Below are 15230 nucleotides of genomic sequence, written 5' to 3'. Positions count from 1 at the left end.
AAAAAATTAATGAGAATACGACTCTCTCTAATTCAAAACCATAACAATGGATAAAATTCAACTCATAGAAGCCTTAGAAACGGCTGTAATAAATTATCAATACGACACCTTCGAAACGCTTTCCAAACAGGCTGTTTCTGAATATCCTAATGAAGCTTTTGGTTATTATTATTTGGCCAAATCCCTTTTACTAGAGTCTATTCCTCGTTATGATGAAGCAGAAGTTTGTTTGGCAAAAGCATTAGAATTTGAACCGAATAATCTGGACTATCTACTTCAATTTGGTCAATTAAAACAGCTTTTAGGACGCTTTGATGATGCTCAAATAATTTGGGGTAAAATCTTGAAACGCGACCCCAAAAATCCAACCGCTTTAATTGCTAAAGCCAGTTTCTTAATTACACAATACCAAGAATACCAACAAGGTTTGGAGCTAATCAATCAAGCTATTTTGGTGCAACCAGAAGAATTATCCGCTTACTTATACCGAGCTGACGCATTGAGTGGACTAGGGCAGCACGAAGCAGCATTAATTGATATTGATTTATTTTTGGCATCTCAACAAGAATTTAGTGAAGTAGGGGTTTTATCCAAAATTAATATTCTAAAAGAATTAGGTCGTGTCGAAGCTACATTTCCGTTGTACGAGCAAATTATAGAAAATGCTCCTAATAACCACATGCATCAATTCAACTATGGGCAAAGTTTATTGGATCAAAATAAGTTTGCCCAAGCTGTAGAACATTTAACATTAGCAACAGCATTAGTAGAAGAAAAACACGCTATGTTTTATAGAGTGTTGGGACAAGCCTGTTTATACGCCCTTCAACTAGAAGATGCGTTGGTGGCTCTACAAACTTGTATCGAATTAGCCCCAGAAGAAACGGAAGCTTTCTTAATGCTTATTGAAACAAAAATTGAACTAGCTCAATTTGAAGAAGCCCTAACAGACGTGGTAACCTTGCTAAAAAAGGCAGGTAATGACAAAAGCTTAACAGACCGAGCAACTTTGCTAAAAGGGGCTGCATTACTAGGATTAAAAAAATATCAAGAAGCCGAAGCCACTTATACTACTCTTGCCAAAACAAAGGGCTTACGCCAAAAAGATGCACTTTATGGCTTAGGTACTGTTTTCTATGAACAAGGAGACCCTAATAAGGCCTATCGTTTTATGAAAGCAGCTAAAGTTGGGCATCATGATTTGGCACAGGAATATATCAATGCTTATTTGCAGGAGTTCGTTGAAGAAATGAAGGAACGTTCGTTAAAAGCGAATGAAAATGAATTTTCTAAAAATGAAGCTTCGCCTGTCCTTCAACAATTATTTGGCAAGTTGTGGAAATTTTCAGATTTAAAAAGTAAAAAGTTAGAAGATTGGCCCGAAGAGCAAGTACAAAATGTCAAGAATACATTATCTGCATTTTCTATGGTCTTGACAGAGAAAGGGGCAATTTTAGTTTCTGACAACAAAGAGGAATTGTTAACTTATAGAATAAAAAAAGAAGCTACAACAGGTGCTTTAGTTGAGTTCTTGCCCTTAGATAATTTCCCTAGTTTTGTCGCAAAACTTAAGCTAGATGCAGATGGATTTAGCTTTAGCAAAGAGGAAAATGAAGTGCTATTTTTGCAAGCACAGGATTTAAGCAATGTCCCCTCTCAGTTGGCGGAAAACTATAAAAAGCATTTGCAAAAAGAGTCTGTAGCTTATTTGGGAGCAAAAGCCCAACCTATTCTTGCCAAACTATTGTAAACATCAATAAAATGGCTCTAAAATTACACATTGTAACTTTAGAGCCATTATCTAATCTATTTTTATTGCCAATTTTGCGTTTTAGAACAAGCTACCAATCCATCCTTCTTCATCAAATGGATTTAAGTCCCAATTGGTTGGATTGACGGTATCCACAACCGATTGAGCAGCTTCTTCAATAGCCTCTTTGACATCTTTCAAATAAGCTTTCACCTTAGGGTGAATTCCTATTGTATACTTTCCAGAAGCACCGATATAGGCATATTTTTTATTAACCATATCAAATGTCAACGTATATCCAGGTGTAGTTGCTGTCAACAAATTGAGGCGTCCTAATGGATAATAAATTGTTTGTTCTACAACAGACGTGCTAGACAAATAAGCAGGAACGTATTTTAGAATGCGATTAGGTATAGGCGTCTCCAAATACAAACGTGCTGACATATCAATATTTAAAGTAGCAGGAACTACTTTGGCATGAACAACGGCATTTTTAAAACTAAAACTAAGACTTGCTAAAGCATTAATACTTGGTCCCCCCTGTACACCTCCTTCTATAGATACATCCCCTACCAAAGGAACATCAAATCCAATTTCAATTCCAACACCTGCATAAACTTTTCCTGACAAGCCTCCTTTTCCAATTGCTCCTAAGCCTTTTCGTTCGGCATTTAATTTGGCTGTTAAATCAGCTTGTATACTCAACGCCAAGCTAACACATCCCCAAAATGGTCCAACCTTTGCTGTTTGCTTGCCTGTTTTTAATAATGTTCCTGTCCAAGGAGAATGCACACGCAAAAATGCATCTACAACAGGTCCTACTGTTTTCTCAACCTCTTCTTCTGCTACTCGGATGAACATTGTCAACATTTTGCGTTTGAAATCCTTGATAATTTTCTTAAACTCAGGATGCTGCGCAATTTGTTGTACCAGCTCTTTCAGTATATCTTTGATTTTTCGACCAGCCAGACCACTTTGCAAAGTAGCAATTAAGGCATCCTTAGCAATCTGCGTCAATATTTTTAAGCCATTTTCAGAGGTTAAACGCTTGATTTCTGCTTTAATAATAATAGCTGATTCCTTAACCAATCGGATACTAAGGTTCTTGGCTAGTTCTACCGACCAATGAGGACCTGCTTTTTTCTTTGTTTCTTGTAATGCTTTAGGAATAAGTGCCTTGGCTTCTTCCTTCATATCAAACTCAATCTTAATTTTGATTTGAGCTTCAAACAAATCCAGTATCTTATTAATAAACTCTTCTAATTTACCCTCTGCAATATCAACAACACCATCTTTGACAATCTCTAGCAAGTTCTCCCATTCACCATCAACAGCCCCATCTACAACATCTTTTAAAACTTCGGCTATTTTTTCGTTTTTAACATGCTTATCAATTACCTCCCCTGCTTTATCTTTAGCACCATCTTTAACCACATCAACTACGCCATCAAAATCACCATCCATTGTTCGGTCGATCACGTCTTTAGCAGTTCTAGCAAGTGTTTCATCTTTGACTTTTTCATCAATGATTTCGTCTACTTTTTCTTGTGCAAGGTCTTTGACATGATCGATAGCCTCATCCGTTTTTCCTTCTGCAACATCCTCCACAATATCTTTTACTTTACCTAAAACCTCAGGATTAACTAAATCCGAGGCATTGGTAGCTTCTATTAATTTTTCTTCTGCCTCTTTAATCTTATCCTCAATTTTGTCCAATTGTTTTTCTAATAACTTGATCAATTTTTTCGTCAAGAAATTAGACTCTTTAGGCATTTTGCCTAAGATTTCTTGCTTCAACTCTCTAAGGCGTTCCAATTCTTTTTGCCCTTCTTCAAGTGCTTTTGATTTTACTACTGGCATAATGGTTATGATTTCATAATATTCAGAGACGTTCTATGGCCTTTAGAATATTGGGGGTAAGTCTAATTAAATAATGCGTTTAACAATTCATCTCCTCCTTTAATAATTTGAGAAGTAGCATTTGAGATTTCGTCCTTTGTTTTATTAAAGTTTTTCCAAATAGATTCCGTTTCTTTCATAGCATAATCCAATAGCTCCTTCAATCGCTTAACCTCTTCGGTATCTCCTTGTTCTGTTTTGACATCTTCTTGTGCCTCGATTAACCCCAAAAGACTATCTATAGCCGTTTTAATTTTGGTTAATTTTGGAATTTGATTCAGAATAGAGTTGTAATGTTTGTCAATCTTCTGTTGAATTTCAGAACCAGCTTTTTCATAAACAGCTTTCAAGTCTTCCAACTTGGAAAACAAATCGTTGATAGTATCAGCATCTTTAGAAGAAACCTTTTTTGCTTTAATATTCGGAATAATCACTTTAGGCAAAGCCTCTTTTAGAATTCCTGTTACTCCCAATATAAGTTCTTTAATTTGAGCAGGAGCTGGTTTATCATCAGGAGTTGAGGTAGGAGTATCCTCTACAGTCGTTCCATCGGTAGGCACATTGTCTCCTTCTTCTATTGTCCCAACAACTTTTAATCCTTTCTCGACAAGGTCGAATAGTGGGCGAGCAGCTGCTTCTATTTTAGCTGGATTTTTCAACCCTTTAGAAATGTCAAAAGTCACCTCTAGTAGTCCATCGCTATTTTTTTTCGTAGAAACTTTTCCCAAAGCTACTTTACATGCCGATTTTTTTAAACTAGTATCTTTAAGATTTTTCCAAACTTTAAAGGCACTTTCTGCTTCTTTATATTTAAGAAAAGGAATAAAGGCACAAGTCTTTTTGGCGGTACCGATATCAAAAATAGTCAAAATCAAGCCGCCCTTTGATTTGTTCAATACAGCATCTTTGAAATACTGTCGTTTATAATCGTTATATTTTAGTGCTTTCAAAGCTTTGAAGTCAAAATCTTCTTTTGTCATTTGCTATTAGTTTTTAATTAAACAAATTTAGACGAGCTAATGATACGACTTTTAAAGCAAAAAAACAAGGATTTTTTTCAATTAAAACCCTATAGAAGATTATTGTTTTTAGGGCTTGTGTAGTTCATTTTTTTTCGTTAGATTTATAAGTTTTATCTACTTTATGCCATTTTTTCACCTCGGTTTGGCACCATAAAAAAGCGTTTAGAGATTGAATCTCTAAACGCTTTTTGTCATTTTATACTAAATGAAATTCTATCTTAAAAATCATTTGTAGATGATTCTATGCTTTCAACTTCTCCCTCTACATTAGGTGCACTAGGGCAATTTGTACAAGGGTTTGTTTTTATATTGGCTGGACGTTTTGATTTCCCGTCACCAAACTTAGGTGGCACATATTCAATAATCATAAATTCTGTACGACGGTTTTCTTGGTGTTGCTCTTCATTACATTCTACCCCATCATAACAATCATTAATCATAATTTCCTCTCCCATTCCTTTAGCTCTTAAACGGCTCTTATCAATTCCTTTATCCATTAAATAACGAATAACAGATTCCGCTCTTCGTTTTGACAAACGCTTATTATAGCCTTTTTTCCCTCGTGCATCTGTATGAGAAGTAATTTTAATTTTAGCTTCTGGATACGCTTGAAGAATCGTTATCAAATCATCCAAACCTGCTCTAGCATCTCTTCTAATATCCGCTCTATCAAAGTCATAATAAATATTAACCAACTCTGCTGTTCCCACACTAGGACGTTCTGTTCTTATACCATCTTTATCTATATCAACAATCCTATCATCTGCTCCAATTTCTTTAGCCTCTCCGTTGCAATATTCTATTCTAACACCTCCATCTGGAAGGGCTATAGAATCCTTCACACATTTCTCAGAGTCAGGATCTATATTTACATCTGTTATTCCACCTCCTATCGTGTCATTATCACAATTAGGACCATAACAATACAAAGGAATCGACTGAACAATCGCACCGTTGGTATCAACAACACCATTGGCTACGGCACCTGGACCACACTCCGTTCCTGTCTTAAAGGTCACCGAACCTTTGGTAAAGCCAGGTTTTTCGACAGTTACACGAATATCACAATCCTCTCGGACATCTCTAAACAAGTATTTCCCTTCTGCATCAGTATAAACAGAAAGTTCGTCCTCTTCCCCGCCACAATAAGAACGCATACGAACCAATGCGCTATCAACAGGTTCATTAGTTAAACCATCTACAATTGTTCCCGATACGCTAAAAATACACTCTAATTTTAATGGAATTTGCACATACAAGGTCTTTCCAGGAGGTTCATTCTTGGAAGACAGACGTACCGAATTAGGTTGATACCCTAATTTTTCTGCGGCAAAGTCACAGGCCTTATTTAATGGCAATTCCATGATTACTTTACCATCTTGATTGGTCAAGAAGTTTTGTACTTCGGAACAAGGTGTAAAGACATCCGCAGCTTCAATAGGCATTTTGGTTTCTTCATCAAACACGTTAATTTCAACAGTAACAGATAACTTGGTAAATGTATAAATATCATCCCCACCTTTTCCTTTTCGGTTTGAAGAAAAATAACCGTGTGTTTGCTCATCGTTAATAATAAAACCAAAATCATCATCTACGGTGTTAATAGGATACCCTAAATTAATAGGGTCCGTCCAAGCACCATAATTTTCTTTTGTTTTATAAATATCCAGTCCTCCCAGTCCAACTAAACCATTTGAAGCAAAATACAAGGTCCCACTTTCATGATGAAAAGGGAATACCTCATTTCCTTCTGTATTTACAGTCGGTCCCAAGTTAACAGGGGGCGACCAGCGACCATCTTCTAAATAAGACACATACAAATCGTATCCTCCAAAACCACCTGGCATATCTGACGAAAAGAACAACATTTCACCATCGTCAGAAAGCGAAGGGTGCAAGACAGAGTATTCATCACTGTTAAACGGCAATGAACGAGGCTCTGTATATTTGCTTGGACTTCCTTTTGATTGATAGACCTTTAAACGAATGACGCCATCATCTGATTTGCCCATATTAGAGCGTGTATAGTAAATCTCATTAAACTCTGCATTAAAGGTCAATGGTCCATCGTGAAATTTAGAGCTCAAGCCTTTGCTAAACTTTTCTACTTTACCATAGTTATACGTATACTCCTCAGGCTCTCCTATTTGGTTTCTTTTAACCGTATAAATTTCTGTAAACGGCTTGTTCTCTTCTTCACTCCAGCGATTGAATCGTTTTACATACGCCTTGCGATCTCTAGCTGAAACAAACACCAAATCATTTTTAAAGTAAGCAGGTGAAAATTCGTCATTTTCTGTATTGACTTCATCAACAGGACTTACTTTATAAAGTTTGCCTGACGCTCTCAAATCCTGAACTACATTCTCTTCACAAGACTTAATCAACCACATCGCTTGTGTGTTGTTCGGCTCTATCTGATTCACATATTTTTCAGCCCAAGTTTTAGCTTCATTATATTTTCCATTCCGTTGCAAAGCTTGTGCATAATACAACCAAGATTTTTGAGGAGCATTGGGCATTCTAGATACCAAGCCATACCAGTACTCCGTTTCATCAGGATTGCCTACACGTCGATAACACTCTGCTATGCCAATGATTGCATCATCATTGTTCCCTTTGTCCAAAATACCTAAATAAATGTCAATTGCAGCCGTGTAATTATGCTGTCCCATCAAACGCTCTGCACGATTGAGTTTAGCTCGCTGAGCATTGACACTAAGACAAAAAGCCAGTATAAAAGAAAAGGTTAGTATATAATTTGAGAATCGCATAGTTCTATTAAGAAAAGTTATAAGGATCTATATCGTGTTTCAGTATTGATGACACTAACAGAACAATAGTGAATTAGATCGTGTGATAGTGTGTTATTTGTTGTTGTTAGAAGTTTAAGTAACGGGGGTCAATTACTCGACCACCATCTTCTAGTTCTTTTGTTTTGAATAGGTCATATCCCAACATAACCTCATAAGAACCAATTCCAGGTCCTAACATGCTATTGAGTGGATAATCGTACGCTAGACCAAATCGGATACCATTTTTGAGACGCATTCCCATCCAAAAATCAACCGAATCAAACGAAGAGCCTTGACCAATAACGGCTTCTACAGAAGAACGGAAAGAAGCACCTATCCAAAAACGCTTCATTAACAAAAAGCCTAAATCTACATTAAACTCTGTTGGTGCACCAACTGTATTTTGAGCGTTTTTAGCCACAAAAAGTCCAACATTCTTCAATAAGAACGAGGGACGAATCACAAAATTATCATTAATTTTAATGGCACCACCAAACGTCAAGTAATAATGACGATACTCTTGTGAGATGGGCAAGTTGGTATTTTCGTTCTGAGTACGGGTACGCATGTTGTTCGTCCAAAGTTTGGGCGCAGAAATTCCTACGTACCACATTTTGGAATACAAATAAAGTCCAGCTCCAAAGTTGGGCAACCAAATATTAGGTGTTAAGTTTTGAAAAGAAGGATCGTTTGCATCGTCTAAATTCAATTTAGAAAAATCTGCCGACCAATTGCCAACACCGCCAGACAAGCCAATATTTAAATAAATAATCCTATTTTTCTTTTTAGGATTATTCAGTCGCAAGCGGTAACTAAAGGTGACATATCCCATGAAAGTTCTAGTAGCACCAATTTGATCATGCCCCAAAAAACCTCCAATAGAAGCATTCTCGTTTTCCTTTCCTATCTTTAATGGTGAGTGAATTGAAAAATGTTGTGTTAAAGGAGCGCCTTGCAAGCCAAACCATTGATGTCTGTGCAACAAAACCATATCCAAAGCCCCTGTTGTTCCTGTAACAGCAGGATTAAATGGCAATGGATTAAACATGTATTTTGTAAACATAGCTTCCTGCTGTGCATTAGCAGCAAACCCCATACTTAATACAACCAACGTGAGTAATATAAATCTTTTCATAAGCTACTTTTTTATAACTTTTAGGCGTTTCGCCTGATTTAAAATGAAGCTAATTAATTCGCTCATTTTATAAATTGTGAAAAAAATGTATTCTTATCTTATTCAGTAGACACACTCTTGCACAATCTAGCTTGGGGATACCCCTATTCCAATTCATTGATAAAGATGGAATATTTTTGCTTTATTAGCCTAAGCTTTGAATCGCTTTAACAAGCAATAAAGTCTAAAAACTTTAGCATCGACAAAAATAGGATTCTTTTTCTAGAATTTAAGGCTTCTCTAACAGAATTGTAAAAAAGTCTTCAAATTCATCGTAAAATACAAACTTCCCTTGAATATTAGGTATAAAAATCAATAGACTGCACAAAAAACTTGTTTAATTGAGACAACATGGCTTCCATATTGATTATCAGCCATATACATTTCCAACACCCAAAACAACAAAACATTAACAATCAAGGCAATACAAAGATACATTTCCACATTATAACAGAACCTACTACAAGCTTTTTGCCCATCAAACCAAGAGTTACAATTCCTCATCTCTCCTTCAAAGTATTTTGTATACGGTCGATTCAGTTATCTCGTTTTGTATAACATATCTGGGTAGATAAAATGCCTTTTACGCATTGTTTTTTTGTCCTTCCAAAAGTATTTTGATAAAGATATGAAGTCAATTTTGAGCAACTCCTTCAGAATAACAATCCGAAGCATTTCATTTTAAATAAAAAACACCATCTTTGAGGAATTTAAGTGCCTTATTTGAATAAATCACAACCTATTTGATGGCTAGATTATTTACCTTCAGGAATTCACTTATTTAATTTAATGAGTATGCAGACAGCTATTTTAATGGAACTTCAGTACTTAGGTACCGTTCAGTATTATTCCAAATTTTTAAAACACGATTCAATTTACTTAGAACAGCATGAAAATTACCGAAAAGGTTCTTTTCGGAATCGTTGTTATATTGCTACAGCAAATGGCGTCATTCCGCTAAGCATTCCTCTGTTGAAAGGCAAGCATCAACAAGCCAATATTCGCAGTATAAAAATTGATAATAGTAAAAATTGGCAGACACTGCACTGGAGAAGTATCAAAACAGCATATGGTAGTAGTCCATTTTTTGAATATTACCAAGATGATTTTGAAATTCTGTACCACAAGCCTTATGTACTTCTATTCGATTTTTGTCTAGATTTGCAAGAACTTGTTCTGAATTGTTTACAAATAACTCCAAACATCCACCTTTCTGAAACCTTTGTCAAAACTCCTCAAAAAGAGGTACTTGACTTTAGAAATTGCATATTGCCTAAAAACTACACTGCTCCAGCAGATGCTTCTTTCAAACCGGCCCCTTATCCTCAAGTTTTTGAAGATAGATTAGGTTTTGTTTCTAACTTAAGCATCTTGGACTTGCTGTTTTGTACAGGACCAGAGGCTGTTTATTATTTGCAAACAAGTATTTTATAACCAATGAAGTTAGACAACATCACTTTGTGAAGTTGCCAGTCTATAAAAAGTCACGAACTACATAAACTTCAATACGATTAATATATAGATGGTTTACTCTTTTTAAAAGTAACCCTCTTTCTCTTTTTAGACCAATAAAGCAAACAACATGACCATCCACAAATCATCTGCCCTATCTGTTTTTTACCTTGCTATTCTCTTATTGATAATGGGCTGCGCTTCACAAAACAACAACGCTAACACAACCGAACGCCCAGGCTATCGTTTTCTTAGTAAAAAGGAAGCTAGCAAATGGATTGTCATTGATGAAAAAGAGGATTTCTTTGGAAAAGTAGCTCCTTTGGAAATGTCCATACAAATGAAAGAAAACCGAGAAGAAGATCCTAGAACTACGGTTTTAGAAGATTACAAGAAAATGCTACAAGATGATTTGCAGGAGTTTAGCAAAGAAGAAAAAGAAATTGCTACCAAACTATTTGATAGAGCATTAGAGTTGTCTTACAAAGTTAATCCTAACTTAAAACTACCTGAAATTTTTCTGATCAAAACAGCTGGAAAATATTACGGTCCTTCAGTTTATTATACTCGTGACAATTCTATTATTATTCCTGCTCCTATGTTAACAATGGCAAAAGATGCGAATGATGCTTTTTTATCAACTATGATTCACGAAATTTTCCACATTTATTCTCGTTATAATAAAGACAAACGAGATGCCTTGTATCAACGTATTGGATTTGAAAAACTACCTGAGTTGAACTTATCCGATTTTTTGAAAAAACGTGTATTATATAATCCTGATGGAGTTGATTTAAGATATGCTATTACGGTAAAAGAAAAAGAAACAGGTCGTGAGTTTGAAGCTATTCCTGTCATTTATTCTCGATACAAAGCGTATACTTCAGACTTAAATGCTTTTTTCGGTTACTTAACGTTTCAACTATTTGAAGTAAAGAACCGTGCAGGAGTATGGTCGGTTGTGAATAAAGATGTAGGATATTCTATTGATGAAATCACTGGTTTTTGGGAACAAGTCGGTAGAAACACACAGTATAATATTCACCCTGACGAGCTTTGTGCAGACAACTTTGTTATCATGGCCTTAGCCAAAGCCAACGACGGAAAAAATCTAGAAAAACTGAGTGCAGAAGGACAGAAATTGGTTCAAGATTTGCAAGCTATTATTCTAGAATAAGATTGATATTCCCAGATACAACAAGACCATTATAAAGAAAATTTTGTAACTATTAAAACTCTAATTTCATTCATGTTACTACCTCAAAAATTAACCTTCTCAATTGCTTGTTTGCTATTATTAACATTAAGTACAACTACCACCATTGGGCAATCCAAAAAACAAGCAAAACCTTTAGTCGAGCACAGTAGTGGATTAGACCCTTACCCTGTCTACAAAGCTTCTCATAAAAATAGCTTCATAGATAGTATTATTTATAATGGTCCTTTTATCACCTTCTATGTTAGTTTTGAGAAACCGACTTCTGATGGCCATTACCTTTTTGAGTCAATTAGTAGCAATCATGGGTGGACTTGTGAAACAGCTGCTGGTATTTGTCACCCTGTTCTTATTAAAGACATCCGAAAAAACGGGCAACTCATTTCGAAACAGACAAAAGAAACTCCTCTAGATTTAATTTTTCGAGATGCCACGATACCAATGACTCGTATCAGTTGCGCATTTCAGTTTTTTAGAGAAGACTTTATTCACGGTGAAGCCATTTTACGCGAATCTTTGGTAAAAAACTACAGCGATCAAACCTCTCCTTATCTTGAATTTAAAGGTATCCGTATACGCACTAAAAATTTTCCAAAGGCTATTTCTAAAGCATATAAAGAGGATTTTCTTTGGACAAGAGATGATGCACTAAAAAAAATGATTTGCACGCTCAATGAAGTTCCTGTTCCCATTTCTCTCCAAAGAATTGCCACCACAATTCCTCCTTCTCATGCATTGACTCCTAATTACAAAGTCCTTCCTTCTGGTCAAAATCAACTTTTCTTAAAAGGAGTATGGCATACCCAAACAGCTACTATTTTTAGGATACAATACTATGCCCCACAGAGTACTTATGCTTTTGTTAATTTATACAACAAAGGCAAACAAAAGTACCATATCTTAGCAGGTTCTAAAAAATTCAAGATGCGTTCTATTCAAAACGTACTTGTAAATCAATATTTAATAAAGGAGAGCATCAATGATAAAGAAAACTTACGCTTAGAAAAGAGCCCTTGTTTGTATTTATTAACCTATGATGTTTATTTTGATCGACTGCCAAATGATTTATCAACGTTTGATTTAATTGAGGGCAAACCTAAAGAGGATGTTACTCCGTTCGATTTTTACAACGTTGAGTTGAATCCAGCATCAGAGTAAATAGAAATTAACCACACTCTATCACAATAGTTCGTTAAAACCACGCAATAGTAGCGTAGCTAACTAATCACGCAGTAGCAGCGAAGCTAACTACTACTATAAATTAAATAGTCGGCTACTAAAAAAATAGCCGACTATTCTAATCAACAGCCATATAAAAAGCTATTTAATTATCTAACATCAGACAGCATCTCTCAACAATTCAAAACTCCCCAAGAAAGCGGGCAGAGTATCCCAATGAAAATGAGTAATAGAATTGGAAAGCACTTTATTAGACCCTACTTTCCTCAATTCTCCAAAACAACAGGTATGAGAAAACGGTAAGTTCCAAGGATAAATATTTCTTTTTTCTCCAATAAATTCATACGACTCTCCATTTGCCTGAAAATAGAAGGTGTATCGTATTTTTTGTTCTGTAAAATATTTCAACTCTAGACGTCCTCTACAAGGTGCATTTTCACACAAACCACCAATCGTAACCGTTCCGCTTAGTGTATTACACATAAAGTCTTCTCCAAAAGGATTTGCCCAGTCAACTAAATTTTCTGTTCCCCATACCACTTTAAATTCCATGGGCAACTTCCCTTGTTTTCCTTTTACAAACTCGTGCTCTCCAGACATTACTTCCTCCATTTTAAAACCTACCTCTCCCAATGCTCCATAGGATATATTGGTCAATAAATTTACTAAATTTTCGACTGACTGCATCACAGGTGAGTTTTTGATAGAACGATTAGAACTATTCAATGCAAAATTTACGGTTTTGCTAAAAATATTGGATACGGGGTTAAAAAAATGCAGTCCTTTTGCCATATTATTCAATACATTAACCATTTCTATGCGTTTGCCTTTTTCTACAGCTTTAAAAATAGTTTTAGCGACTGTTTCTGGTTTTTGAGAATATAGAGGCAGGAGCTTCATAGACAGCTTTGTCCCCAATGTTTCAGCTTCCACATCTTTATAAAATCCTGTATTAACCATATAAGGATAAACGGTTGTCACTTTTATGTTGTACTGTTGAAGTTCATAATGCAATATTTCACTAACAGCCCCCATCGCCAATTTAATAGCAGCATAAGCCCCCCAAGTTGGCAATCTAAAAAAAGCTTGACCAGACGAAACATTAACAATTTGTCCACTTCCTTGTGCTTTCATCATGGGCAAAAAAGCATAAATATGATACAATGGTCCCCAAAGATTAATATCAATCAATCGTTTCCAAGTCTTCAAACTAGTATCTTCCATTGAGCCTTGATGTCCAATACCTGCATTATTAACCAAAATATCAATTCTTCCAATGCGTTGTCGTATCGTATCAGCCATTTCTTGAACAGCTTTTTTACTCGATACATCCACTTTGAAAACCTGCACATCAATATCTTTGTATTTTCTCAAAGTTACTTTTGCCAAGGCTAGCTTTTCTTCATTGATATCTGTTAGAATAAGGTGGCTACCTGCTGCCGCAAACTGATGGGCTGTTTTTAAACCAATACCTTGAGCAGCGCCTGTAATTAAAACATATTTGCCCCTCAAATCCTGCTTCTTATTCTTTAAATTAAAAATTGATTTTAATGCCATGATGTTCTTGTCCTTCGTTAGTTAATAATTCAAAAGCGCATTTGTGCTCGCTAAATAATGCTTGAGGCATGCCAGACTGATTGGTTTCTCGTATTTCCAACTCACAACTAGCCACTTTACTGTTCAGGCAATTTTTGCTTCCTCCAGAAGGATTCAAGTAGCGCAACCCGACAAAATCATTGGCAGAAGCTTTAATCCTTCCCTTTAATTGAATTTCCTTTGTCTGACATTCAAATGTCCAATCAAAATAATCAAAACTTCCTTTATTCGTAAACCATTGGTTGATTTGATTCAATTGATATTTTTTTTCATTGTGGTGCAATACTAAGATCGTTAAAAAAGGCGTCTCCACTCCTTTTATGTTTAGTTTAGCAGTCACTACTTCCAAAAAAGTAGCTGGGCTGTTATCAAAACCTGCTACTTGCCCCCAAGCATACCAATCGGTGTGTTGTTCTCCCCAATTATGGTTTTGAGACCCTACCCAATTTTCAATATTAATTTTCTGATTGCCCATTTTTAAGTATCCACCAAACCGAGCAAAAGGTTGAGAAACGATAGACTTGGCTTTGGGAAATGGACCTATATATAAGTTTTGAGGCAATAAAAAAATAGGGGCTGCCGCTGACGTATAATTCAATTTCCAAGAGATCTCTTCAATCTGTCCTTGTGCTTGAGCACTATTGATAAAATTCGCTCCCAATTCTACAAAAAAATGCTTTCGAGGAAACTTACACATTTCTATTGGGAATTCCTGCTTGGCAGGATAAATTTTATTGCCATCAAAATAAACAAACCACAATTCTCCCATATTTTCTTGGGGTCGATCTTTGGGAGCAAATACAGTGTAACGAATCCAAAAGGCTTTTTTTTCAGAAGGATGATTTCCCCTTATGAAGTAAGATTCATAAAAACCTTTGTTGGATTGAGGCTTAAATCTCGAAAAATTCACCTTAGCGATGGTTTGAATGGCTTGTATTTTCATAGTGCAATGATACTTGATTCACTTTTTAAGTAAGGTACAAAAAAATTACAAAAAAAATTCAAGCTTTAATTTTCTTCCTTCATATATGCTATACAATTATAAACCAAGACAATAAACAACAGCACTAGCTACTAACTTTATTTAAATCTTAATTTTATTTTAAAAAAAAATAGAAAAAATTTGCAGTTTTATAAAAATGCCCTA

General features: G+C 35.6%; 10 protein-coding genes. 4 read left to right on the top strand and 6 right to left on the bottom strand.

The window, feature by feature from the left end; genetic code table 11:
* The first annotated feature begins 46 nt into the window (after positions 1-46).
* A complete protein-coding gene (locus tag CG11_RS22850; protein ID WP_052599174.1) occupies positions 47-1750 on the top strand; it encodes a tetratricopeptide repeat protein in 1704 nt (567 codons plus the stop codon).
* An 81-nt stretch (positions 1751-1831) separates the two neighbouring features.
* On the opposite strand, the gene CG11_RS22845 is transcribed toward CG11_RS22850, so the two are convergent.
* From CG11_RS22845 to CG11_RS22830, 4 genes are all read right to left on the bottom strand, one after another.
* Positions 1832-3610 (bottom strand): hypothetical protein, encoded by a 1779-nt coding sequence (locus CG11_RS22845; protein WP_052599173.1) that lies wholly within the window; start codon positions 3608-3610, stop codon positions 1832-1834.
* A 62-nt stretch (positions 3611-3672) separates the two neighbouring features.
* Positions 3673-4629, bottom strand: coding sequence for a hypothetical protein (locus tag CG11_RS22840; RefSeq protein ID WP_052599172.1), 957 nt, complete (start codon positions 4627-4629; stop codon positions 3673-3675).
* A gap of 260 nt (positions 4630-4889) precedes the next feature.
* Positions 4890-7445, bottom strand: coding sequence for an OmpA family protein (locus tag CG11_RS22835; protein WP_052599171.1), 2556 nt, complete (start codon positions 7443-7445; stop codon positions 4890-4892).
* Between the two features lie 106 nt (positions 7446-7551).
* Entirely contained in the window at positions 7552-8601 is a 1050-nt protein-coding gene (locus CG11_RS22830) for a type IX secretion system membrane protein PorP/SprF (protein ID WP_052599170.1), read from the bottom strand.
* Between the two features lie 834 nt (positions 8602-9435).
* On the opposite strand from CG11_RS22830, the gene CG11_RS22820 reads away from it, so the two are divergent.
* The 3 genes from CG11_RS22820 to CG11_RS22810 all read left to right on the top strand — a co-directional run bounded on the left by CG11_RS22820 (position 9436) and on the right by CG11_RS22810 (position 12466).
* Complete coding sequence (locus CG11_RS22820; protein ID WP_052599230.1) at positions 9436-10074, top strand: WbqC family protein; 639 nt, start codon at positions 9436-9438, stop codon at positions 10072-10074.
* A gap of 148 nt (positions 10075-10222) precedes the next feature.
* On the top strand, positions 10223-11269 hold the full coding sequence (locus tag CG11_RS22815) for a hypothetical protein (RefSeq protein ID WP_052599168.1): 1047 nt from the start codon (positions 10223-10225) through the stop codon (positions 11267-11269).
* Positions 11270-11341: 72 nt separating this feature from the next.
* Positions 11342-12466: a hypothetical protein gene (locus tag CG11_RS22810; RefSeq protein ID WP_052599167.1), complete on the top strand. Its 1125-nt coding sequence runs from the start codon at positions 11342-11344 to the stop codon at positions 12464-12466.
* Between the two features lie 180 nt (positions 12467-12646).
* Here the strand turns inward: CG11_RS22810 and CG11_RS22805 are convergent, their stop codons facing one another.
* Positions 12647-14044: an SDR family oxidoreductase gene (locus tag CG11_RS22805; protein ID WP_052599166.1), complete on the bottom strand. Its 1398-nt coding sequence runs from the start codon at positions 14042-14044 to the stop codon at positions 12647-12649.
* Positions 14022-15026, bottom strand: a complete 1005-nt coding sequence (locus CG11_RS22800) for a hypothetical protein (RefSeq protein WP_052599165.1) — start codon at positions 15024-15026, stop codon at positions 14022-14024. The genes CG11_RS22805 and CG11_RS22800 overlap by 23 nt, the downstream gene beginning before the upstream one ends.
* Positions 15027-15230 lie beyond the last annotated feature (204 nt).

The organism is Aureispira sp. CCB-QB1 (genome assembly GCF_000724545.1).
In the GTDB taxonomy this organism is placed as follows: domain Bacteria; phylum Bacteroidota; class Bacteroidia; order Chitinophagales; family Saprospiraceae; genus Aureispira.
The sequence above is the reverse complement of the archived record's forward strand: the minus strand, read 5'-3'. Positions and strand labels throughout refer to the sequence as shown.